Annotated in this window: 23 protein-coding genes and 4 tRNA genes; all 27 read right to left on the bottom strand. The window is 52.3% G+C overall.

Annotated features, from left to right (window positions below):
• Window positions 1-6: 6 nt before the first annotated feature.
• The 27 genes from selB to pgsA all read right to left on the bottom strand — a co-directional run bounded on the left by selB (window position 7) and on the right by pgsA (window position 24,042).
• Window positions 7-1,794 carry a selenocysteine-specific translation elongation factor gene (gene selB, locus I6L37_RS17855; RefSeq protein WP_216992568.1) on the bottom strand — a complete coding sequence of 596 codons (1,788 nt, stop codon included), beginning with the start codon at window positions 1,792-1,794 and terminating at the stop codon, window positions 7-9.
• A gap of 48 nt (window positions 1,795-1,842) precedes the next feature.
• Window positions 1,843-1,933, bottom strand: a tRNA-Sec gene (locus I6L37_RS17860).
• Window positions 1,934-1,958: 25 nt separating this feature from the next.
• Window positions 1,959-2,348, bottom strand: coding sequence for a GrdX family protein (locus I6L37_RS17865; protein WP_082791937.1), 390 nt, complete (start codon window positions 2,346-2,348; stop codon window positions 1,959-1,961).
• Window positions 2,349-2,396: 48 nt separating this feature from the next.
• Window positions 2,397-3,695: a glycine/betaine/sarcosine/D-proline family reductase selenoprotein B gene (locus tag I6L37_RS17875; protein WP_254203509.1), complete on the bottom strand. Its 1,299-nt coding sequence runs from the start codon at window positions 3,693-3,695 to the stop codon at window positions 2,397-2,399.
• 13 nt (window positions 3,696-3,708) lie between these two features.
• Complete coding sequence (locus I6L37_RS17880) at window positions 3,709-4,998, bottom strand: glycine/sarcosine/betaine reductase component B subunit (RefSeq protein ID WP_216992571.1); 1,290 nt, start codon at window positions 4,996-4,998, stop codon at window positions 3,709-3,711.
• Window positions 4,999-5,008: 10 nt separating this feature from the next.
• Window positions 5,009-6,142, bottom strand: a complete 1,134-nt coding sequence (gene grdD / locus I6L37_RS17885) for a glycine/sarcosine/betaine reductase complex component C subunit alpha (protein WP_216992572.1) — start codon at window positions 6,140-6,142, stop codon at window positions 5,009-5,011.
• Complete coding sequence (gene grdC / locus I6L37_RS17890) at window positions 6,135-7,667, bottom strand: glycine/sarcosine/betaine reductase complex component C subunit beta (RefSeq protein ID WP_216992573.1); 1,533 nt, start codon at window positions 7,665-7,667, stop codon at window positions 6,135-6,137. Before grdC ends, grdD begins: the two co-directional genes overlap by 8 nt.
• Window positions 7,668-7,713: 46 nt before the next feature.
• Entirely contained in the window at window positions 7,714-8,190 is a 477-nt protein-coding gene (gene grdA, locus I6L37_RS17895; protein ID WP_082043357.1) for a glycine/sarcosine/betaine reductase complex selenoprotein A, read from the bottom strand.
• A 26-nt stretch (window positions 8,191-8,216) separates the two neighbouring features.
• The gene (locus tag I6L37_RS17905) at window positions 8,217-8,540 is read right to left on the bottom strand and encodes a co-chaperone YbbN (protein WP_216992574.1); all 324 of its coding nucleotides are present in this window, start codon (window positions 8,538-8,540) and stop codon (window positions 8,217-8,219) included.
• A gap of 6 nt (window positions 8,541-8,546) precedes the next feature.
• On the bottom strand, window positions 8,547-9,800 hold the full coding sequence (locus I6L37_RS17910; RefSeq protein ID WP_216992575.1) for an FAD-dependent oxidoreductase: 1,254 nt from the start codon (window positions 9,798-9,800) through the stop codon (window positions 8,547-8,549).
• A 1,063-nt stretch (window positions 9,801-10,863) separates the two neighbouring features.
• Complete coding sequence (locus tag I6L37_RS17915; RefSeq protein ID WP_367948769.1) at window positions 10,864-11,406, bottom strand: alanine:cation symporter family protein; 543 nt, start codon at window positions 11,404-11,406, stop codon at window positions 10,864-10,866.
• Between the two features lie 10 nt (window positions 11,407-11,416).
• The gene (locus I6L37_RS17920) at window positions 11,417-12,253 is read right to left on the bottom strand and encodes a sodium:alanine symporter family protein (RefSeq protein WP_216992577.1); all 837 of its coding nucleotides are present in this window, start codon (window positions 12,251-12,253) and stop codon (window positions 11,417-11,419) included.
• A gap of 154 nt (window positions 12,254-12,407) precedes the next feature.
• Window positions 12,408-13,433, bottom strand: coding sequence for an L-threonine 3-dehydrogenase (gene tdh / locus I6L37_RS17925; protein WP_216994201.1), 1,026 nt, complete (start codon window positions 13,431-13,433; stop codon window positions 12,408-12,410).
• Between the two features lie 1,404 nt (window positions 13,434-14,837).
• On the bottom strand, window positions 14,838-15,755 hold the full coding sequence (locus I6L37_RS17930; RefSeq protein ID WP_216992193.1) for an IS5 family transposase: 918 nt from the start codon (window positions 15,753-15,755) through the stop codon (window positions 14,838-14,840).
• 750 nt (window positions 15,756-16,505) lie between these two features.
• Window positions 16,506-16,739, bottom strand: coding sequence for a hypothetical protein (locus I6L37_RS17935; protein WP_182925707.1), 234 nt, complete (start codon window positions 16,737-16,739; stop codon window positions 16,506-16,508).
• 154 nt (window positions 16,740-16,893) lie between these two features.
• Complete coding sequence (locus tag I6L37_RS17940; protein ID WP_216992578.1) at window positions 16,894-17,292, bottom strand: hypothetical protein; 399 nt, start codon at window positions 17,290-17,292, stop codon at window positions 16,894-16,896.
• Window positions 17,293-17,294: 2 nt separating this feature from the next.
• On the bottom strand, window positions 17,295-17,939 hold the full coding sequence (locus I6L37_RS17945) for a hypothetical protein (RefSeq protein ID WP_216992579.1): 645 nt from the start codon (window positions 17,937-17,939) through the stop codon (window positions 17,295-17,297).
• Window positions 17,940-18,429: 490 nt separating this feature from the next.
• The gene (locus tag I6L37_RS17950; protein WP_216992580.1) at window positions 18,430-20,007 is read right to left on the bottom strand and encodes a DUF3987 domain-containing protein; all 1,578 of its coding nucleotides are present in this window, start codon (window positions 20,005-20,007) and stop codon (window positions 18,430-18,432) included.
• Complete coding sequence (locus I6L37_RS17955; protein ID WP_216992581.1) at window positions 20,004-20,192, bottom strand: hypothetical protein; 189 nt, start codon at window positions 20,190-20,192, stop codon at window positions 20,004-20,006. The genes I6L37_RS17950 and I6L37_RS17955 overlap by 4 nt, the downstream gene beginning before the upstream one ends.
• On the bottom strand, window positions 20,185-20,544 hold the full coding sequence (locus tag I6L37_RS17960; protein ID WP_216992582.1) for a hypothetical protein: 360 nt from the start codon (window positions 20,542-20,544) through the stop codon (window positions 20,185-20,187). The genes I6L37_RS17955 and I6L37_RS17960 overlap by 8 nt, the downstream gene beginning before the upstream one ends.
• Before the next feature lie 192 nt (window positions 20,545-20,736).
• The gene (locus I6L37_RS17965; RefSeq protein ID WP_199428770.1) at window positions 20,737-20,976 is read right to left on the bottom strand and encodes a hypothetical protein; all 240 of its coding nucleotides are present in this window, start codon (window positions 20,974-20,976) and stop codon (window positions 20,737-20,739) included.
• Between the two features lie 246 nt (window positions 20,977-21,222).
• Window positions 21,223-21,360: a hypothetical protein gene (locus I6L37_RS17970; protein WP_216992583.1), complete on the bottom strand. Its 138-nt coding sequence runs from the start codon at window positions 21,358-21,360 to the stop codon at window positions 21,223-21,225.
• Between the two features lie 493 nt (window positions 21,361-21,853).
• A complete protein-coding gene (locus I6L37_RS17975; RefSeq protein ID WP_216992584.1) occupies window positions 21,854-22,882 on the bottom strand; it encodes a site-specific integrase in 1,029 nt (342 codons plus the stop codon).
• 112 nt (window positions 22,883-22,994) lie between these two features.
• A tRNA-Leu gene (locus I6L37_RS17980) sits at window positions 22,995-23,081 on the bottom strand.
• Between the two features lie 41 nt (window positions 23,082-23,122).
• Window positions 23,123-23,196, bottom strand: a tRNA-Cys gene (locus I6L37_RS17985).
• 35 nt (window positions 23,197-23,231) lie between these two features.
• Window positions 23,232-23,307, bottom strand: a tRNA-Gly gene (locus I6L37_RS17990).
• Between the two features lie 180 nt (window positions 23,308-23,487).
• Entirely contained in the window at window positions 23,488-24,042 is a 555-nt protein-coding gene (gene pgsA, locus I6L37_RS17995; RefSeq protein ID WP_026457115.1) for a CDP-diacylglycerol--glycerol-3-phosphate 3-phosphatidyltransferase, read from the bottom strand.
• Between the last annotated feature and the right edge of the window lie 98 nt (window positions 24,043-24,140).

Genomic DNA, 24,140 nt, shown 5'->3' on the forward strand with positions numbered 1-24,140 from the left:
CCGGAGTCATACCGCAGACTCTGCCCGCCAGCACTTTTTCACGCGCCGAAGATCGCCTTCCCGTCGAACCCAGCCATCCCTCTCCATTCGATTAAGCAGTGGTATCACCTGCTTTCTTGCCAGACCCGTCCGCTGTCTGACATCAGCAATCGAGAGCAATTCGCCGGGATGACTTGCATGGAAAATATCTTTCAGCAACGTCTGATAGCACTCGCGTGCAATAAACAGTTTGTCGCCCATGGGGACTATGTATTTTTTTTCTGTCAGCGCTTTGAGCTGTTGCGTCAGATGCGGGCGTTCATGCTGAACGGCAGAAAAACAGAGCTTGCCTGCCGTATTGATTTCATCCAGCAACGTCTGCTGCTCGTGATTGAGTCGGCCAAAACTGGCCCCCACCAGGCTGACACCTTCTGCCGTCGTTTGCCATTCCCTCTCCTTGCACTGTTCGCCGACCAGCTCGCCAACCAGCTCCACCGGCATATTTCCCCTTGTCGCCAGTTCTTCCACCGTTAACGCCGATGTCGCCTGCTGAAGGATGTGATTCAGACTCGATAAGCCGTGCTGCCAGTAGTGCTCCGTCAGCCACCAGCCAGCAAGGACATGGCATTCCGGTGGCGTTATCATCTCATCACTGGCGCGAACATAACCATCCACCGCCAGCTGTACGCGGTATCGCAACTGAGGTAAATCCACCTCCTGCGCCGCAAGCAACGTCTCGATAAGCCGTGGCCGCTGTTCCCGCTTCAACGGTCCTCTCCAGACCACACGGCCGGCCCCAGCCATACGGTGGCCGCCTGGCATCATCAGCAGGACATTTTGTCCCCAAAAAACCGGCAGCGATTTTAACAACTGCAGCCGGGCCAGGTTGCCCTCACCCAATAAATAGCAGCGCGCCTGTGTATGAGAGGTCCCCACCGCAACTTCCAGCTGGCACTGCTTCTTCGGCATACAAAAGCCAGGTTGTAGCTGAACAAGCCACTCCCGACTGGCGGTAATGTCAGCATCCGGCTTGGCCAGACAATCACCGCGCGCCACGGCATCTTTTTTCAGCTGGCGAAAACTCATTGCCACCCTGCTACAGGGCTGCGCCCGTTCGCGCGCAAGGTGGTAACTCTGTATCAATTTCACCTTCACCAGCTGGTTGCCAGGAAAAAGACGCAGTACATCTCCCACATCAATCGTGTCACCGCGCAGCGTCCCGGTAACCGTCGTACCCACACCGTTGACGGAAAAAACTCGATCAATGTAGAGATGCGGCCCTTCCGTTAACGGCCTTGGCACGCTCAAGCTTCGAACCCGCGCCAGCAACCCCTGACGCAGCGCGTCAACGCCCTCGCCGGTCTTTGCACTTACTCGCCAAATGTCAGGCAACATGTCGCATTCGGCAAGAAAATGTTCGAGGATTTCTTCCTCGACCTGCCCCATGCGAGTGTCGTCAACCAGATCACACTTGGTAACGGCAACGACAATGTGCCGAAGGCCCAACGCGCCAATGACCCGTAAATGTTCCTGGCTTAACGGCGACCATCCTTCGTCCGCCGCGACGACAAACAGCACCATATCCAACCCCCATAAGGCGTTGAGCATATTTCGCAAGAATCGCTCATGCCCTGGAACATCGATGATGCCTATCTCATCGTCGTCAGAACTGCGCAGGCAGGCAAAACCCAAATCAATGGTCATACCGCGCATGAGTTCCTGTGGAAGGTGTGAAGGGTGAACGCCAGTGAGCGCCTGGATCAGGGCCGATTTACCATGATCGACATGTCCGGCTGTACCAATGACCGCATACATTAGGCTCTCTCCCTTTTGATGCCTGCTGGAAGGGATACGGGATAAATATGGCGGAAGTGACAGGAGTCGAACCTGCCCCAGCCGATAGACTGACGACGGTTTTGAAGACCGCGGGGACCACCGGGCCCCATCAACTTCCTCAAAAAAACAGTGTTGCTCCCTGTTCAATGACGTTTGTCGCAGACCTCCATTGCCTGGCGCATGAAGCCCAAATCGATGAGCTGGAAATCACGTAAAATTGCATCCGTCCAGGCCACGAGAGGCCGACCAGTACCGGAAAAATGACGATAGCGAGCCAGCGCGTTTTCGATCATCTCCAGCGACGTGATATCCAGACTCGCATTTACGTCCTCCAGCAGCAGCGACCGGTACGGCGTTTGCCCTGGCTGCACGCTGCCGCTTTCCGGGTGCATCAACAAACGCTTCCCCTGATGAACGGCATCGCGTGCGGCCAGTAGAACCTGCAGATAATTGACCTGCTGACAAACCGGATAGTCGGCATAACGCGCCGCCACCATAGGGTTATTGGTCACAATAAACAGCGTCGTCACCATGCCATCCCCATCGTTTAACGCCCCGACCAAAGGCCAGTGCACCGGGTTTTAAAATACCGTCTGTCCTGTTACCGGCATTTGCAGCGCCTGCAGCGCCTTGTCCACCAGTTGACGACGAAGCTGCTTCTCTTCCTCAAGCTCCAACTGTGGGTTACCCAGAGGGTGCGGAATAGCGACAGCAGGCACAATACGGTTGGCCCCTACGGTCAGTGAGATAGGTACGACGGTTGCGATATGTACCACTGGCATCAGTTTTTCGATCTCTTTCACCATCGTTGCACCGCAACGAGTACAGGTGCCTCAGGTTGACGTCAGGATAGCCGCGCTCACCCCGGCCTTTTGCAGTTTCAGCGCAATATCCGCGCCGTATTTACGAGCGTTTGCTACCGACGTTCCGTTCCCGACCGTCGCGTAATAGTGGGGATAGAGTTTTCCTATGACCCCTTCACGCTCCAGATCACGTAGTACATCAACCGGTAACACGCGATTAGGGTCGTCATTACAGGCCACCGGATCATAACCGCCATGCGCCGTCTGATAATTGTCTGCGTCCAGCGCTTCAATCCCATCCAGCGAATACTCGCCGTAACGGGATGCGCTGGATGACTCGATATGATCGGGATTGCCTTTCGGCACGACGCCACCGGAAGTCACCAGCGCTATCGTAGCCTGCGCCATGCCCACCACAGGCGGCTGCGGATCCACCCGATCAAATACCGGCATCGGGTACTCGGTACGGAAAGTCTCGCCTTTGAGCTTGCTCACCAGCATATCGGCGGCGCGCTCGGCACCGTTCTGCGTCTCAAAGTGGTTGATCCGCACGCCCCGTGGTAAGTAACCAGCCTCTTCAGGAAGGCCGGGGTTACCCTGAGTGGCGATAAAGCGCTTGATCAGCGCCACCATCGCCGGAAGTGCGCTACGCATGCTGGCGGCAGAGTTGCCGGTTTCAACGGCATACATCCACGGACGATACAGCTCATAGCCGGGGTTTTCCGGGTAAATGCCGCTTATTACCGGGATATCCTGTTCAGCGGCCACCTGCGCTACCTGACCGCAGGCCATCCCGTAACGTCCGGCGTTAAACGCCGGCCCGGCCACAACCATATCCGGACGAACCTCTGCCAGCACGTCGCGAACATACTGTTTGCACGCTTCGTTATTTTCGTTGAAATAGCTGTCGCCGCAGATGATGGTGGTGACGATACTGCCGTCGCCACCAAGCATCTTCTCCAGCTGTAACCCAACACCGACAGGACCAGAGTGCATTTCAGGCATGTAGCCCGCAGCCTCTTCCCCGCCCTTCTGACCAAAAAACTGGTTGAGATAATACAGGATCCGTAAACTCATTTGCGTTCACTCCTTATCCACTGTGCGCCGACAGGGTATGGATACCCAGTTCGCTGGTTGCCCCCATCATGGCCTGTAGCTCTACGGTAATGCTGCCATCGTCCTGCAGGCTGCCATCGAAACCACCCGCAATCACGTCGGCATACAGCGAATGACCAATCACCCGCTCCATCGGCGACAGCTTAATCAACGCGTTGGCATTCCCGGCGCTGATCACCGCATCCGCCGACGCATCCGCATCCGCCAGTGACTGGCTCTCGCCACCACGTCCGGCATACTCGTCAGTCAGCAGCACGGTCCGGATGCCGAGAGCCTCCAGTTTGTGGCAGTTCATCATCAGGTCCGCATCCGGATTGCCGAACCCTTCTTCCGTGATAATCGCGCCATCCAGACCAAGTAGCTCAGCCATCTTGGCGACCATATTGGATGAACGAACCTTGTCACCCAGGGTGACGTTCTCGTTGGTGAGAATGACGCCGATAAAGTTGAGGTCCTGCCCGTGGCGGCGGTATAACGCCCGAATGACAGGGTTATTCTGATGACTCCAGGTGGTATTTTTATCGCAGGCGGACACGCAGTTGCCGCTGACAATTGCGCCGTCCATCGCCTCGGTGGGGTACATCAGTGTCGGCACAATCTTTTTCACATCCACGCCGTAGTACCAGGTGTCGTGCAGCAACCCTTGGCTCTGGAGCATATAGACATAGCCCACGGATGGTAGATCCGGGTATTGCGCCTGCTGTTCAGCCAGCGGTAGCGTTTCAAAACACTCAACATCGTCAGCCGGTGTGGATTTTACCTGCTCGGCAATCCAGCGGGCGGTCATCAGGCCAACCCGGCGCAAGATCTCTTCGTGCTGATACTGGTTGCAATGCTCATCCACTTCGATTCGCAGCACCAGGTTGCATAACGAAGAATACGGGCTGTAGGCTGCGCCCGGGCCGCTCATATCGATGATGCCCTCCTGAAAGCCCACGATTTTACCCGTCGTGACGACGGCAACCCCTTTCAGCGCCAGCGTTTTACCGCTGCCGACAATATTCTCTTCACCCTGGTTGAGACCGGGGAAACAGCATCCCCCATCCAGTTTGGTACGAGGTTCAATCACGTCTTTTACCGGCATGATTCTTACTGAATCGCCGGGATTAACTATTGTCGCTTCCAGTTCGACGATCTGCGGGTGGAGCGTACGGATATACTGCTCAAGTTCTCTTTTACTGAGCTGCAGATGACCGTCCTGCAGTGATGTTGTGTCAGCAAACGTGAACTGTTGGATATGAATTGTGCCAAGTTCCAGTTTCATCGCTGGCTCCTTAGTTCAAATACGATTGCAGGTGCGTGAGTGCATCAGCGCGTCGCTGGTGATTAACCATCAGCACCGGGCCGGTGCACCCCATGCCGGTTTCGGCATATATACCTGCTCGCCACAGGCACAGCCTGGCCTCATCGAGTTGCAAAATATCGATGCCGTGGATCTCATCGTCCAGCACCACCTTTGGCGGTGGGGCAACCTCAGATGAAGGTTCCACCTTAGTGGCTACGGGGGGCGCATCCTGGCGAAGAACATCCTCAATGCCGCATGCGCAGGCTTGCTGCCAGCGACGCTGCCAGCAAGTCATCAACTGTCTCTGCGTCATCAGGGCGCAGAACCGCAGCGCATTGGCGATCGTCGCCGGGCCGCTGACGCGGGAGATGATGCCAATAGTCGCTTTCTGCTCCGGCCCCAGGCCAATACCGTAACCGCTGCCGAGGGTTTCCACTGTTCCGCCGCTCTGACCGGCACTGAACAGCTTGATCAACAAATTGCCGGTCAGGGTGTCGCAGACCATAACGTCCGGTGTGGCGCGGATCAGATCGTTGCCACGCATCAGCGCGCCGCCGTCCGCCCTGCCTGATGAGGCGAAGCGTAACGAAAATCCCGCTTCGCTTAGCCGCGTCAACAACCGTTGCACCGCAGTGGCATCGTCCACATTGAGGATCCCCAGGTAGGGGTCAGCGATGCCCAGCGCATCGGCCAGTGCCAGCCCGGCGATCGCATTTCTCACCATCGCAGCCGGTCGCCGGACATCGCTGCTGCCCGTGGTACTGGCGAGCACCATTTGACGTCCTGTGGCCACGGAGTAAACCTGTGCCACGGTCGCCACGCCAAGCGGGAAGTTGTAATGCAGTGTGACGGCACCAGCCACCTCACCCGATGCCAGTTGCTGTTCCATGATACGGTGCGCTGACGAAAGATCGTCGGCAGGCAGATGGGGGTATCCGGGCAACCCGACGGGGCCGATGATGACTGGGATGAGCTGCTCCGTCGCTTGTTTTGCTGCCTCCAGCAGGACTTCCACGGGCAGCTCGCTCCCCAGCGTGGTAAAGGCGATTTTTGGCCGTTCAGACTCGCCGACGAGCGCATCCGCCATGCCGCGTAACGCCTGTGCAATTGAGTGTTCAGCCACGCTGACCTCCCGCATCCAGTACGTCGGCAACCTTACGCATAGCCTCCGCCAACTGCGCGGAAAGTTCGTGCTGCCCCTGAGTGCTGCTCTCTTCATCTCCCCGGTTACGTTCCACCAGAACGCTGATACCATCGAACTGACTGGTCATCCTTCCGAGGAACAGGCTACCTTTGCCGACGACCATGAAGTTTTGTATCGCCTGCTCGGCAATCGCGCGCACGCCGTGCCCGATAAACGGGATACCGGACGGGATATGTCCCTGCGTGGGTGCAAACCCCGGCATGCCGTGGCGAGCCACGAAGTCGTCGAGCTGACTGCGCTCCAGCCATCCCTCCATGACGCTCAATGCCGCAATCATTTTGTAGTTGGATTCAGGCACGTTGCCCGCACCTGCCGGCTGGGTGATCTCCGGGTTCTGCAACTCGACACTGAACTTATCAACATCTTCCGTCGTCATGCCCACCGCTTTCAGCGGCTGCGAGATAAGTGATGCCATCACCGACTGCGGCGATGACCCCGTACCTACCGTATGCCGCCCCGATACACGTGTATTCACGACAGGACTCACGCCATCATCGGCGGTGATCAGCAAGGCGAAACTGCCAATCATATCCTCCAGCAGTGGCATACCATGCTTAATGTGATCGCGGCCATTCATGCCGAGTTTGGCGACCGAGCCGCCCGCCAGCACCAGTACGCTCTTATAAATGCCACTTTGTACCAGCGCAGCAGCATTAACCAGCGCGTGAACCGGCGCAGCACAAAAGCCGCGCATGTCGATCCCTGTGGCCTGTCGACAGTGGATGCTTTCTGCTACTGCCTTTGCCAGGTTACCGCCGCCGCGCTGATTGACATCGCCGATCGCCTCCTCTGAACACTCGATGACGTACTCAACTTGTGCCAAGGCCTCATCAGGAAGCTGCCAACCTGCCAGCACCGCACTGGCTTTCGCCACCAGGTTTTCCAGCATCACGTGTGCGGAAAGGTTGATGTCCAGCTCGTGAGCTGCCTTCACACATCCAACCAGCCGATTGCCAAACCATAGCGGAGCCGAATGTTGCTCAACCAGAAGTGCCAGCTCGTCATCGCTCACCGTGACCGCGCTGTCCAGCAGCGCATGCTGTGACAGCGTCGGGTGTTTGCTGAGTTGGTCCTTCATTTCACTAATAAACGATGCCTGCCACGCAGTTAAATCAAATGCGTCGACGTAGCAAAGCAGCGCATATAAGAAAGTTTCACAATAGATTTCCCCCCAATCGCTGCGGGGGCCGCCAGCATAATCCGACTGGGTCCACGGCTTGGGGGTCGCCGCAAGCTGAGCAGGGCTGAGGTTGCCGATGTAGCACTGATTCGGCGGATAACTCACCGCCTGATCAAACGTTCTCAGATGGTCAGGAATCGCCGCTAGCCAAGGTTCATCCGGGTTTTGCAGCCGTGCTTGTTGCGCTGCGCTACCGTGCCACATCAACAAATTCGGGGCATGCGCCAAGATATAACCTACTTGCCGTATTACCGCTTTTCCCATATTTCCTCCTGGAGTCACTCCAGTCATTAGCTGGCTGGAAAGTCACTCACTGATCCAGGTAATGACAGTATGTTTCCCGATAGTGGCGCACCTCCCTGGCAATAGCGTCGACATCAAGTACCATCTCCATCATGCCAACCTGCTGCTGATACACTTCTGCATCAACGGCTTGCTTCACTTCATCTTCAACAATGTGATAACACTGGAGTCCTAACTGAACTCCGGCCAGAGGACCTGCAAAAGTCGGGTCACCGTTAGTCACTGTTTCACATGCCAGCCCAGATGCTTCTGCCTCTGCTCCCCCCAGGATCACAATCAGTTCCTGCGGCGGATATGTTTCTGACAATGTGAGAATGCGGCGCTGATTTTCCAGATCCATCGCTCCGGCACTTGTTCAGACAAAACACTCGGTTGTGCTGAACACCACTTCTGCACCTGTGGAACGCACGCACGCTTCTATCGCCGGGCCAGGTACACCATCCCGATCGCCGAGGAGGATGACTTTTTTACTACTCAGATCCATAACGCTCTCCTTTGGTAATAAAATTTTTATGCAGTGCCATGCAGCAAGGTTTCCAGCGCCTGACGAATTTGTTCACTATCCAGATCTTCTCCACTCAGGTGGATCGTCCGCTCGCCGTTTTGCCAGATGACAATAGAGGGCAATCCCATCACTTTTTGCGCCATCGCCAACCGACGGTTGCCCTGAATATTCAAGCTACAGAAAGTCACCTGTCCGCTATACGCATCGGCAAGCTGATGGATATCCGGCATCAGCTCTTTACAGCGCTCGCAGTTTTCGCTCCAGAAATCAACCAGCACGATGCCCTGCGCGACCATTTCGTCAAAGTTGTCTTTATTAAGTTCAATCATGGGGGATCACTCCGCAAAAATGGCAGTAGTTAGCAATTCATCTGGCTGTACGATGCGTCGTCGGAACTCTTCACCTTGGTGCAAGCACAACAGCGTAGGCAGCTCGGTCACGCCATAACGCATCGCTAATCTTTGATTTTTGTAGGAATCGACCGGAACCAATCGCCAGTCAGGATGATTGTCGATGTCATGCTCAAGCTGCATCATCATCTGCACGCTCTGCGGCACTGTCGGCGACCAGAACAGCACCAGTATTTTGAATGGGCTGCTCAGCACATGCTGCTGCCAGAAGGTTTCTTGTTCGAGATACTGGCTCGCGGCGACGGCAGCGGATGCCCCCTCGCCCGCAGCGGTAACCACCTGGCGAAGGAATTTATTGCAGACATCACCGACGGCAAATACACCGGGCAAACGCGTTTCCTGCTGTGCGTTAACATCGATATAGCCCGCCCTGGTCAGTGGTAGCGCCTCTTTGAGCGGCGACAACCAGTCAGTCTGCGGCACTGTGCCGACAAACATAAAGACACCGTTGGTCGCAATCTGCGAACATTCCCCGGTTTTAACGTTTTTTACTTCGACGGCGTCGACCAGATCATCACCGGTAATCGCCATTACCGTACTGTTCCAGAGGAAGGTAATTTTTTCGTTGGTATAAGCCTGTTCACACACGATCCGGTCGGCGTCAAGGTGACCTTCATCGTGGATCACAATCATCATCAGCGAGTTAACGTAACGAGTAAGAAAGACAGACTCCTCGACCGCCGTATTGCCGGAGCCCACCACGACAACATCAAGGTCGGTGTAAAAATCGGCGTCGCAGGTTGCGCAGTAAGAGACGCCACGCCCGGCAAACTCTTTCTCGCCGGGGATCCCCAATACTCGGGGACGCGTGCCAGTGGCAATGACGACGCTTTTCGCCGTTAACACATTCCCATCTGTTAATTGCACCGTTTTCTGCAACCCATCTTCACTCAGCATCAGGGATTGGACGCGCCCCTGAATAAACTCGGTGCCAAAATGACGGGCGTGTTCGGTAAAATTATCCATTAATTCCGAACCACCTACTTTAATTACTCCTGGATAATTTTCCAGAGTATCGGTTGTTGAACACTGCCCTCCTGGTTTTCGTTTTTCCTCCACCACCAGCGTTTTTAATCTGGCGCGTGATGAATAAATCGCAGCACTTAACCCGCCCGGGCCACCGCCGATAATAATCACATCATACGCATCATTACCCATGGCAAAGCGTCCCTCCAGCATCAAGGTAAAAACGCCCCTGAACCGGGCGTAGAACGGCACAACTCAAAAGTGAGAGATGAATAGTAGAAAATAATGGAGCTAATAAAATACAGACGTAACTATTCCGCTGAGGAAGAGTTAGATGACATGCTGCACCGCAGCATAATGTGAGGAGTCAATGATAAAGTCGGATAATGCTATCAACCAACGTAAACAACATAACACACTCCCCAAAGGCGTGATTAAAATAGATGATTAAGTTCAGTAACCTCTGGCACGAAAAACAAAATAGGTCATTGCGGTAACCCGTTTTGCGATCTACATCACTGTCAAAAGAGTTTATCTAGCTCTATTTGTCCTATATCACCTATCGCTTATATCGTTTTTCTTGTACTGGGATAATTATCATGACATCCAAGCATCACGAACGACAGGACCACAGCCAACTTGTCGTCTCCCAATGCTCAGGGACATTTTTAATCATTTCCTGTGAGCAGACCAAACAGTACTCGACTCCCTGTTCGAACAGATGAGTGTGCCACTGTCCATTATGGCAGCGTCAGCAAACGGGTTCGCACGATGAAGGTGGTCTGTAATCAGCCAGCCCAAGAGAAATCCCCAGCCTGGCTATCCTACTTGACCGGGCTCAAGGTGTGTGGTCAGAGCGAGTGGAAGCTCAGAAAACACGGTGTCGGGCAACAGTGATGCTGGCACAAGTTGCTCTCTGGTCGTTGATCCCGCGACCCAAGATATCGATATCGTTGCACTGGAAGTCTCTTTTGAAAATGTCCATGGTAACGCAGTCGTTTACTGGCGGAGAAAACAATATTTGGATTCAAAGAGATGAGAACCGGGAAAGTTTCTCTACGAAAATACAACGATCAGGTGAGGGAAGTTATCACGTATATATGAATGCGGTAAATAAACTGAACGTCCTTGTTATACTTGTCAAAATGCTCCAATATTAACCGTGCTCGTGGCTGGGGATATTATTTTTTGATGCCGACCAGAACATCAACACGAGTTAACAGTAGATACTCATGATTTTTAGTTTACTGCTGTCCAGTCAGTTGGTGTCATATTATTATCGGTAAACATGTTTTTGAGTGTATTCAATAACGATAGGCGATAGAATTAACAGCGCAATTATATTAGGTATAACCATCAACCCATTAAAAGCATCAACCATGTTCCAGACCAAATCCACGTTAAATAACGAAGCACCAAAGACACATAATATCACCAAGATTTTCAAACACCTTAACCAGCGTACAGAACTGCATAAATAACGAACATTTGTCTCCGCATAATAATACCATCCAATAATGGTTGAAAATGCAAAAAACAGCAATGAAACAGATATGAAAATATTCCCCCAGTACCCAAACGTTTGTTCATAGGCATTTTGTGTAACTGTTATACCGGTTCCTTTTTCACCTATGAAGGAAAGAAGTTCTGATAAAGGAAGTCCCTCTTTATTAAGTGAACTCAAACCGGTGGTAATAATAACCAAACCAGTCAGTGTCACAATGAGGCAAACAGTGAAAACCCCCATCATGGCTATTAATCCTTGGTCCTCTGGATTTTTTACCTTTGCTACAGCGTGGGCATGTGGTGTGGAGCCCATACCAGCTTCATTAGAAAATAATCCTCGAGCAATCCCAAAGCGAGCAGCCTGTTGAATAGATATGCCTATTGCCCCCCCCGAATGCAGCTTGAGGGGAAAATGCAGCAACGAATATTAAATAGAATGCTTGTGAAACATATTGATAATTGACTATTAATGTAATAATTGCTCCGGTGATGTAAAGCGATGCCATTATTGGGATAAGTTTTTCATTGAGTGCAGCTATATAATGCAGACCACCAACCACTACTAATGAGACCAGAATGGCAATACATATTCCGACAACCCATGTGCTGACACCAAAAGAATTATGGAAAGCGTTGGCAATAGAATTAGACTGAACCATATTCCCCACTAACCCTAGTGCCAAAATATTGAGAATGGCAAATATAACCGCCAGCCATTTCTTTTTCAATCCCTGCTCAATATAATATGCAGGACCACCAACCAACTGTCCATTACGATCAGTAGATTTATATTTTTGAGCAAGGATAGCTTCAGCATAAATAGTAGACATTCCAAGAAGAGAAGATATCCACATCCAAAATATAGCCCCTGGCCCCCCGGCGATAATTGCGGTAGCAGGTCCTGCCAAGTTCCCCGTCCCGACCTGTCCAGCAACCGCAGTTGCAATTGCCTGAAAAGAGCTCATCCCTGCCTTACCCGCCTTTTCTCCGGAAAGAGAAATGCCTCGCAGCAATAATAAAATGCCTTGTTTAAATCGTAACACCTGGATAAATCTAAGTCTGACTGTGTAATATATCCCTACACCACAAAGGACGATTACCAGAAAATAATCCCATAAAAAAACATTTAATGTATCAATGATAATTTCAAACGATTGCATACCCTATCTCCCTACCCACTTAACACTATAATGAAGAGTATATCCTTGGTATAACTATGATGACATGAGTTTGATTTTCAAATGGCCAACAACAATATCGCCAAAAGTTTAAATGCACCTATGATACAAGTGCATTTAAACTTTACTCATGCTTTTAATTCCAATTTAAAATAACCTTACCTGAATGGCCCAAACGCATGACATCAAAACCCTGCTGGAAGTCATCCACTTTATAGTGGTGAGTTATAATGGGAGAAATATTCAATCCCGATTGAATCAAACTCGCCATTTTGTACCAGGTCTCAAACATCTCACGGCCGTAAATACCTTTGAGCATTAGACCTTTGAAAATAACTTGGTTCCAGTCAATCGCTATCCCATCACTGGGGATACCCAACATGGCGATTTTTCCACCGTGATTCATGGTGTCCAACATGACATGGAAAGCCGAGGAGACACCGGACATCTCCAAACCAACATCGAATCCTTCTGTCATACCAAGCTCGAGCATCACGTCTTCGAGTTGCTCTTTGTTGACATTGACAGTACGAGTAGCGCCCAGTTTATCTGCCAGTTCAAGACGATAATCGTTGATATCCGTAATGACCACGTGGCGTGCGCCAACATGACGGCAAACGGCAGCAGCCATAATTCCGATAGGACCCGCGCCACTAATCAGTACATCTTCCCCCACCAGATCGAATGACAAAGCCGTGTGCACAGCATTGCCAAAGGGATCAAATATAGCGGCCAAATCATCACTGATATCATCAGGAATCTTAAAGGCGTTGAAGGCAGGGATCACCAGATATTCAGCAAAGGCCCCTTCTCTATTAACTCCAACTCCGATGGTATTTCGACATAAATGGGGATGACCTCCGCGACAATTACGACAGTGGCCGCAAGTAATATGTCCTTCTCCTGAAACGCGGTCACCAATATTGAAGCCACGAACTTCCTGACCTATATCTACCACTTCGCCGACATACTCATGCCCTACAATCATGGGAACTGGGATGGTTTTTTGAGACCAGTCGTCCCAGTTGTAAATATGTACATCGGTACCACAGATAGCCGTCTTGCGGATTTTTATCAGCAAATCGTTATGGCTCATTTCAGGCTTGGGCGCATCCACAATCCAAATACCTTGCTCAGGCTTTAGTTTACTTAGTGCTTTCATCATGTTACTCCATAAGGAAAATTTCAGATAATATCCATTTCATCGCTGATTCTAATGAAGGCCGTGAAGGCCGCGATTTCCTTGTCCAACTAGTCACGGCTGTGAGCAACCGATATACGGATGCTGGCCTGTCCTATGGGTACAACTGGAAAATAAAAATCAATGACATAGATACCTTCCTTAAGCAGATGTTTAGCTCTCCGGGATGTTCTGATGACATTTTCACGCCTCCTTCACTGTAAAAAAATTGGCATCATTTTTCCCTTCGAGAAGATCATGGTTCCTTTGTTAAGTATTTATGAATACTTATGAAATCCTCTTATGGCACAATGAAAAATCTCCTTTTGTTTAACCCAGCTCCTTCTCTCCATTCGTTTTAGTAAAGGGACAATCCGCTGTCTTGATAAATTCAATCTCTCTGTGCAACCTGAAATATAAATCTGTTTCCCTTTTCGATATCTTCTGAAAAATAATCCCTCGAATTTTACCAGTCCAACAATTACTGAAACCTTGTCGATAACTTTATATGCAGCCTCAATTAGTCGAACTGACAGATTGCCATCACTTTTCAGGAGGGAAGTAATATCTTGATTTTGTTTAATCAAGATCATTGTTATGCCTCTGTGAGGAATGACAACGAATAGGAATAATAAAAGGGAAGGATAGCAAAAGAGGCAACAGAAAAACTGTCGCTGTATGTGATCTGGAAAAAGACACGCGTACTTGAGCAGTACTAATAGATTACTGAAGTGAGCGACTACTCCGCAGTCGGTAAAGTCGGGTCAATGACGGTCTACAAATCTATCCTTCACTAAAAGTGACATATTGCATTCCTCACAAAATACAAACCACTGACTAGCATTCGCTAGCGGGCATCGTAGGCTATAACTAAAACACATTATGTGAACCATGTCATGGTTTCAGGGAAGTAATGGGATGATTAGACCACTCATCTTCCCCTTCAGCCAGAAGGCATCGTGCCTCGGCTCGTTTTAACCTAGCTATTTTGAGAGAGAAACATTTTGGTGCGAGCTGAGTATCCTTAACGCCATAGCGATACTTCAGACGGGCCGTACATGCCTAATTTATCGACCGGCAAACACAGTTTCTTCTCACAGGTCATTTTGTAATTTTACCTGTGGCAACGATATCGGATGGAGCATCTCCTGCATCAGCATGGGAGACTTCTCACATGTAGGAGAAAGCAAAGAGGTAGCGCCAGAGCTGAATGGTCAAGGCTTGGCATCGGTTTGGGGTATTTCCCCCAATACACACTAAATACCCTCAGGTATGTCATGAGGTTGCCTGATATGGCTTGAGAGAACAAAAAACCACATCGTCTTAGACCGGCGTTGTTTCCCAAATCAGCCAGAAAGTCATGACTTCGCCTGCCCTGGGTGACCGCTACACTCGGGGCTGTCTGACAGGTAGTTCCAGGGTATTCAGTTTGTTTATGGCGCTGACATACGCCATGACTTCTCCCACCTGACCATTGTAGTTACGCAGACTGATTTTCCCCGTCAGCAACTGCTTGAACCGATACATCGCCGTCTCTGCCAGCGAGCGACGGTGATACCCCGATATCTTCTTCCAGTGCGCCAGCCCTTCCTTGCGCATCACCAGCACAGCGTCATTTCTTGGGTGTCCCTTTTTCCATAACCCCGCGCTCTTGCGAGGCGGGATACAAGCTGTCGCCCCTTTGCGCGAGATAAGCTGATGGCTGGCTTTGCTGTCATAGGCGCCATCTGCATAAACTCGTCCCAGCTTGCGCCGCAGTGGATTGAGCAAGGTCGGCAACACCTCGGCATCATGGACATTTTCCAATGACACCTCCGCTGCCACGATATCGTGGGTTACCGGGTCTACTGCCAGATGCAACTTGCGCCAGACTCGCCGCTTCTCAGCGCCGTGTTTTCTGACCTTCCACTCGCCTTCACCAAACACCTTCAGCCCGGTTGAGTCGATAACCAAGTCGGTAATGCGTCCCTTTGGGGGCTGTCGATAGGCCACTGTCACCGTACGTGCTCGCTTGCTGACACAGCTATAGTCCGGTGCGCACAACGGCACATTCATCAGCTCGAACAGGGAGTCGAGTAGTCCCTGAGTGGCCCGCAGAGTGAGGTTGAAAATCCCCTTGAGCATCAGGAAGGTACAGATGGTCTGGTCAGTGTAAAGCTGGCAGCGGCCCCGCCGCCCATGATGGTCGTGGTGAAACCAGTTGCTCATGGCCTCGGCATCAACCCAGAAGGTGAGTGAACCACGATTAATCAACGACTTGTTGTATTTAGGCCAGTTGGTGATGGGGTGAAGCGACGTGCTCATGATGCAGACTTGAAGAGGATGGTGGTGATCAGATCACCAAGTCCTCAGTTAGTTCCACTCAAGCTTCATCGATTTGGGCAACAACGCCTCTTAGACCATGAAGGTTGGATACATGTTGCAACAACATCAACCTCGACGTGACGCTCGAAGATCTGCCGGAAGTAGGTTAGGAAAATTCCGTGTGGACCAAACGTAGACACGGGGAAAAACAAAAAGGCCACTATCGCTAGTGGCCTTTGTAAGTCTTTGATTTTAATGGTGCCCGAGGCCGGAATCGAACCGGCACGACGCGAACGTCGAGGGATTTTAAATGCAAGAGCTGCGGTCTTGTGAAGATATTAAGCGCTGCATCCCCTTGTTTCAAGTGGTTTTCGGTTGTTTCTGGTTATGTGTTGTTTTGGCAGGTTTGCACACAATTACACATTTGATACGGCGCTACAGCTTGAAATCTAGGGGGCTATCTCCCTGCTACTGGTGAAAATTTCACGTAGGGACGCGCCATCTTCATGCTTTGGGCAAAAAGAAAGCCCCATCAAGGGGCGGAGAACATGCGGGGGTCATTGCTGGCTAGGGGTGGACGTGGCCGCTTTATCATCTCCTTGGCCTCGGCTGTAAAATCCCTAAGCACATGATCAGGCGGGACGGACAAGACGGCGAGAGGATACTTTGCCAGCCATGCACGGGGGCGGTTATGCCCCCATCGGTTCCACGCTGTTATGGCCTCCCCTCTCATTGCTGTGCGGCTGGTGTTCATTGCGGATCTTCTCCTATGTACGTCTCCCAAGGCGATTGCATCAGGGCTACATGTCCCGCTTGTGTTGGGCTGCGCCGCGCCATCTCTGCAAATGCCTCATAGCTCACGGCATAGGCCAGCCACGATGGGTGTATGGCTTCGGGTAGCTTTGCCCATGTGCCCGTTCTGGTGTCGTCTGCGGTGGTCTGCTTGAAGTACAAACAGGTGATTGGGATCAGGTCGCTTTTCATTCTTCTGGCTCCTGCATGATGCGCTGAAATGCGGCTTCTTCTTCGGGGGTGGTCGGTTTACTGGGTCGACTCATTAGCTCGTCAAAGTCATCTGTTAGTCGGGATCGGCTCAACTGGGCGGCAACTTTGGCTAGGGCTGTGCGGGGTGGTCGTTTCATTTAAGCGCCTCTAATTCCTCCACACGCTGCGCCAGCTCTGCCCACTCCGTCACACCTGCCACGGCGGTGAGGCTCGTTATAAGCTGCTGGGCTACGTCAGGGGCGATTCTGCCAGATACGGCAGCGGCTAGGATTGCCTCGGCTCGCTCTGGTGTCGTCATCTGCTCAAACTCGGCGGCGGTGATCAGCTCCACGGGCTCCTGTGTTGCTTTCAGGGTTGGGACACCACGGGCCAGAACAAGGGCGGCGGCCTGCAGATCTCCCGCCTTGGCTTGCTCAATGACGCTTTCCAGAATCTCGGGCGCAGCCTGCTTAACCAGCTTGTTAGCGGGTGATAGAGCGCCACGTGGGCGCCCTGCTGGATTACCTGACTTGCCACGTTCAAACTTCGCCATGCTTATACCTCGCCAGCGCTCAGGCGATCGAACTCTGCGATCCCTTCCTCGTCCACCTGGGCGGCCATCCAGCCAGCACACGCCATACCCAAGGAATGGATCTGCTCGACTGTCGCAGCATTGGCCGCGTTCATGCGGCGCATCTCTGCCAGCTCCGGTACTGACATAACGGCGGCCTCCTTCCACTCTGCTACGCGCTCAGGTGTCAGGCCTGCAACTGCTGCCGGTACTTTGTCGAGGGCTGCTAGGTAACGAGAGTCGCTCTTCACAATCTGGTTAGCGTCCGCCTGACCGCGCAATGATTGAACCAACAAGAACGCCATCTCATCGCTCATGCTGTGGCCAAACTGCTTGGCAATGGCTGCATCAGTGTCGGACTGCTCTTGTGCTGCTGCTGTGTTCAAGTAGTTGAGACAGGCTGTGGCTTGCTGGTCAAAAGACTTGTGCGCCTTGCTGATCGCCTTGGCTTTTTGGCCCGGACTCAACAACTTCGATTCTCGGGTCTCATGAACCACTTTAGCGGCCTTCTTGATCAGGTCGGCGGCGGTGTTAGACAAGGCGGCAACTCTTGCGCTTGTGCCAACTCGGGGATGAATAACTAAGCCTTTGCTGGCGTCTTCGAATGCTTGCTCGGTGATATAGGTCATGGTCTGTCTCTCTGGTTATGATGTCCGATCATCAACCATTGTACGCTTACCTGTATGAAAACACAGTGCTTTTGCCTGTTTTTGTCTGTAAAAAACAGCAAATCCCGCCTATCTACGCCAAAGCATAGTTAAGCTATTGTTTTTAATGGATGATCTGGGGTTAGTGCAGGCGAAGATAAGGAACGGCTAGCCAGAAAGGAGTGGGGGGTGATCTGCTTGCTCAGATCGCTGAAAACCCAAAAAGGCACAAAACACACAAAAAACACGCTAAACCCAGTGGTGGCGTACCTTGCGGGCTGTGTATCAAAAAACAAAAAGGCACAAAACACACAAATTCCGGCATCCCATTTTGTGTGTTTTGTGTATTCCTGTGTTACCGACACACAACCGGAAAGCCGCGCCGTTGCTGGGTTTCGGCCCTTTTTTGTGTGTTTTGTGTGTTTTCGGGAAATAAAAAAGGGGCACAAGGCCCCTGTCGGTGTTGTTACGGTCAAACAAGCCGGATCGTCTTGCGCTTCGTCATCCCTGTTTCTACCATTGCGATCCCTAGGGCTATTAGCTTCTCGATAGTCGCGCCGATCTGCTTGGTTCCTCTACCCTTGAAAGCCGCTTTGGAGCGTAGGCTGTTTTTTGCTTGCTCCATGTCTTTACCCTGCGGGAATCTCTCCAGATAGCTGATAACTGCATCAGCCTCGGCACCGAACCCGATGATCCGCTTGCTTATCAGCGCCAGACGGTAGCGGTTTAATAGTTCGCGGCAAATGGTTAGCGCGATCCTGAAATCAGCGGCCCCTATGTTTGGCGGAACGGCAATCCCCTGCATTAGATTGCGGCTAACATGCAAGATTGAAGCAACCTTCATCACCTGCATATCAAACTTACCAGCGGCCCCCCTCACTGCGTCATTGCCAAACTGTCCGCTATCGCCTAACTCCTTTTCGATCTCTTGCTTGGCCTTGCGCAAGTCCCCCAACAATGCGGCAGGGATTGCCAGCGGCGTGAGTCTATCCAGTGAGGGGACGAGCGGCATTAGCTTGATGGTTTCTTCGCACATGCGGGTGAATTGTTCGGCGTCCGGCTTGATCCATGGTTTCAAGTGGTCGCGCTTCCCGAGGTTGTGATCATCACTAAGCCACAAAAAACGCTCGGCTAACCCAGTGCCTCCACTCGCCAGCATAATAGATTCAATACTGCCAGGTTGCGCAAAGCAGACGATCGAGCCGTGAACCTCGCCGTCAAAGCCTCGCCGTGTTGCCCTCACCGATACATAGGCCCCACCATCAAACCCCTTTAGCGCGGCGTCCATATTGGCGGGAGCCCCCTTTCCATAGCTCAGGCCGAAAACGCTGTTAAGCAGGCCCATTTCATCACTGGCGAGCATGAAAAAACCATCGTTTGGGCTAATGGCATCCTTCTCTAGTGCCTCCGGCGTTGCGTTGCTGATCCATCCCCTCACTGGCTTTGCCTGCCCTTGCATTTGCTCCTCTAGCGCCCCCTTCAGTGCGGGGTCATCAGCAGCATCAATCTGGGCCTCTAGCGCGTCCAGCGCATTGTTTCTGGCGTCGTTCATGCTGCGCAAAGCTGATCTAAATGGCTTTTGAAATGCTGCCATGACGCCAGACTTGCCAGCGGCTGGCGGTTGCTCTGCTGTCACATACAAACCAAGCGGCAAATCTGCATCCCAAGGCGTTTTCACGCTGTGGGTCGAGCCCACAACGGCAGACGTCAAACCCAAGCCGATCATGAATGTCGAATCTCGGCTTATCTGGATAGAGTCCGCAACCTGTCGGGCGTAAGTTGCCAGCGGGTGATCTCCGGCCATCTCTAACAGCGATACGGGGGCAATCTCCGGCCCCTCGGCACTCTCGGCGGCTACCGATGCGAGTATGTCATCTAGGGTTGATTCGGTGGTTCCCATCACCTCACGGGCCATCCTGCCAGCCTCGTGCTGTGGCAGGTGTGGGGATTTACGGGATGGTTTCGTTTCCTGCTGATTCGGCTTTTTAAAACGTGCCAAGTGTTCTGGATCGCCAAATGTCCCGTTGCCTTGGTTCAAGTCGTTGCTCATGCGGCAACCTCCAAAGGCTGCTCGTGCAACTGGCGCTGAATGTTAGCCACTGCTAAAACCATCTCGGCCAGCTCACTTGGGGTTGCATCGTATGCGGCATAATCAACCCTCACGGGGTCGCGCATCTTGAGCCGGAAAACGTCAATCTCGCCACTTGGCAAGCGTGGGATCTGTGCCTTATTCATGGTCGGCACTCCCATAAACACCAAAGCCGAAGCCGTCCAGAATGGCCTTGGTTGCGGCGGCGTGGTCAGTCTTGAGGGGGTTTAGTGCATAGAGTTTGCGGCAAGTGCCATCGTTAGCGGGGATCGCCTCCAGCTCCAAGCCAATAGCTGCCAACTTGTCAGCGACCCTCTGGGCAAAGCTCGGCAGGTAAGGCAAAGAGCCATCAGCCGCTTCGTATTCTTTGCGATACTCGTATTTGTCTCGCTCTGCTATGCGACTGAGGATGTGAAATTCCCTATCAGAGAACCGGCTTTTATTGGCCGCCAGCATGTCACGCGCAAACTGGTTTTTTCTTGGGTTTTGGTTATTCATGGGATAATCTTCCCCTTGTCTTTTGGCTTGCTCTCTGTCGTCAAACGTTCGAGCAAGCCTCTTGATCTAAATGCCCTTTCAGTTAGTGCTGAAGGGGCGTTTTTTTGCCTGCTTTGCACTCGATTTGCCCATTACCCTCGCGGCAGGCTACTAGGCGCGGGATTATCGATGGATTGGAAGGGCCACAACCCATTATTCCCCCATCTGCTCCGGCAGTTGCCCACCAAGCCACAAGCCGAACATTGGGACGTTAACAAACAGCTTTTTGCCCACCATACGGGCGCAACGGCTCAAGCCCGGGCGCTCGTCTCGTTTCCAGAACAAGGTTTTCAGGGTGCTGCGACTGAACTGGGGATAGCTATCTGCCAACTCTGAAATGCTCTTCCAATTCTCAAGCTGCTGATTCATGCGAATCAGGTCGATATGATTCATGTTTGCGTCCTCTCGGTTGTTTCTAGTCAATCTGTGAAAGCTGCGGTCTAAGTCGATCCAGAAGCTAACCCAGACAATTGACAAAAGGAAGGGGTGTGTTTATCAAAATGCCCTTCTTAATCAATAACTTATGTATACCGCACGGTATACACACCAAGGCTAACTCATTGATAAATAACGAGCTCAAAAATCGCACAGTGAACCCTGTTCATCATCAAAAAAACTTTCCCGCAATGGTCTGTTTGCCTATTTTTTGAACCATGAAGCAATGGCCGCTTGCCAAAGAATGGCAGCCTCTTGATGAAATCCGGCTCGATAGGCCATGACGGCGGCCTGCGCTGCTTGTTGTGCGGGTGTGCGGTTGGTTACAATGCGGGTGTTCATGATTGATAGTCCCTCTATCAGTTGTGTTCCATGCCCCCGAACTGTTCGAGCAGTTGCGGGGGTTTTCTTTTGTGCTGATCTCTTCTCTGGCTAGCATCTTTAGGGCTAACAAGCTGGCGAGATCTGGCGGTATGGCACGGTTTTTCAGTAGCGCTTAGGCTAGCCAGACATAGGGATCCCCCCTCCCATAACCTCATAGGTTATAGAGTGCGGCCCCATTGCCGGGTGTTCGGTGTTCTACGGGCGCGGATCTGCGCTGGTTAGGTCATAGGGTTACCCCCTGGCCACGGTGCGGCAGCTCTCTTTGCTCTGGCACGGATAAGGCGCTTAATATCGGCCACTGTTGAGCCTGTGGGCGCTTCAATCACTCCCCTGTGCTCTCCGTGCTGGGTCTCGGTTATCCACCTGTCTCCCTTGAACCAACACCATTCGCGGTCAGTTGCAGGGTCGGCGGCTTCGAGAATGCCGGATCGGTAATCAAAATTTACCTGGCTCATCTCGCTGCCCTCCGTGCCAGATCCCCGAACGTGCTTTCGGCCTTCTCTACCTTGTGCGCGGTGCTCAGGTGGGCGTAACGCTTAACCATTGCCATGGTCTTATGCCCTAGGTGGTCGGCCAGCTCTAACAAGCTCGCGCCAGTTTTAGCCATGATTGAGGCGCTAGAATGGCGTAGGTCGTGAAAGCGGAAATCCTTGATCTCGGCAGCTACAAGCGCGGCATACCAAAAGCGGTCAAAGTTGCGCATTGGCTCGTTCAGGTGGTGCGGACTAGGGAACAGGTAACGATCCCCCAATTCGCGCCACTGCATCAGCTCGGCAATTAGGGACGTAGTAAGGGCAAGGTTACGGGTCTCCCCGTTCTTGGTGAGGTGTAGGGTTGCTGTCTTGCGCTGAAAGTCGAGATCGCACCAGCGTAAGCCCAACAGCTCAGAACGGCGAGCGCCAGTTACTAGGGCCATATGCACAATCAGGTGCAGGCGCTCCCATGCGCTGCTCTGGCAAGCCTCTAGCAAGCGGCTTACCTCGTCATCAGACAAGAAACGGCTGCGGCCTGGGCCTTCTGTCTCCCCTTCTATCTCGCGGCAGGGGTTATGGCGGGTGTCGTGCTTTTTGTTGAACCACTTAAAGAAGCTAGAAAGGCATGCTTTGGTTCTATTGATGGTGGCGGGGGCTTTCTCGTCTCTGGCGAGCGCGGTTAGCCCTGCTCTGACGTGCTGACGGGTGATCTTGCCCACTGGCTTAGAACCTAGGCGATCTGCCCACCAAGTCAAACGGCGGATTATGGATTGGTCACGGCCTTTGTACTCGTCCAGAAACGAGCAAACAGCATCCTTAAAAAGGATACTGTTCAGGCTTACATCGGTGAGGGCTTCGGCCAGATCATCACTTGCAGTAATGCGAGCCAGAAACAAATCGGCGGCTTTCTTGGTCGAGAAACTTTTCCCGATGCGCTGGCCGTTGCGCATAATCTGAACCCGATAGGTCGTTTTCAGCTTACCAGTAATTTTTTGTACGCTTGCCATCGTCAAAACTCCTTCACGCTTTTACACGTTCGATAGGGTGGTTTTGACCGCAACTTTCATCACTCTAGCGCCTTGGTTTGACGCTAACCTGTTGACTAGGCAGGATTTTAAATGGTGCCCGAGGCCGGAATCGAACCGGCACGACGCGAACGTCGAGGGATTTTAAATCCCTTGTGTCTACCGATTTCACCACTCGGGCACCGCAATCGGTATCAAGTCCGCGTCGCGGGCTTGTCAATATGGAGGCACGTTCCGGAGTCGAACCGGACTAAACGGATTTGCAATCCGCTGCATAACCGCTTTGCTAACGCGCCATGCAAAAGAGAGAGGACTCTCTATTGTCTGAATTTGGAGCGGGAAACGAGACTCGAACTCGCGACCCCGACCTTGGCAAGGTCGTGCTCTACCAACTGAGCTATTCCCGCATTGGTCCGGCTGACTGCCTGACTACGAAGACGCATTCTAGCGATGTTCCTCGCTCAGTCAACCAGAAATATTTAATTAACTGATCGTTCGGGCATTTTTTGCCCTTTTTGAGCAGTTTTAGCGCCTTTGCCAATTTCTTCCATCAAATTGCCAGAAAGCGCACATTCCATCTCACCGACTCAAAATCTGGAGTGATGGGTCAGATCACCCCAGGCGGCCTTCATGTACTGGAACATGGACCAGAAGGTAAGCACGGTGGCGACATATAGCAGCACATAGGCGAGCCACACCATCCAGACGTTGTACTGCCAGATAAGACCGGTGAGCGACACCATCTGGATCATGGTTTTCCACTTGCCAATCCAGCTGACCGCGACGGCAGAACGTTTGCCCAGCTCCGCCATCCATTCACGCAGGGCGGAGATGATGATCTCCCGACCAATCATGGTCATGGCGGGGATGGTTACCCAGATAGTGTTGTAATGCTCGACAATCACTACTAGGGCAGCGGCAACCATGATCTTGTCCGCGACCGGATCAAGAAAAGCACCAAAGGCAGTGGACTGATTGAGCTTGCGGGCGAGGTAACCATCAAACCAGTCGGTGGCGGCCGCCAGGATGAAGACGATGGCCGCAGCCAGATAGGACCACTGGTAGGGAAGATAGAACATGATGACGAAGACGGGGATGAGCAAAATCCGGAAAAACGTCAACAGGTTAGGTATGTTTGTCATTATTTTCAGCCACTTCTTGTACGTCGCTACATAGTGCGCCAAAGCCGATTTGCGATGCAACCGCGGCGGCGCCCGTCCTGGTCTTGTTAACCCAGCAA

Origin of the sequence: Aeromonas sp. FDAARGOS 1407, from assembly GCF_019048725.1 — a bacterium.
Taxonomy (GTDB): Bacteria; Pseudomonadota; Gammaproteobacteria; order Enterobacterales; family Aeromonadaceae; genus Aeromonas; species Aeromonas enteropelogenes.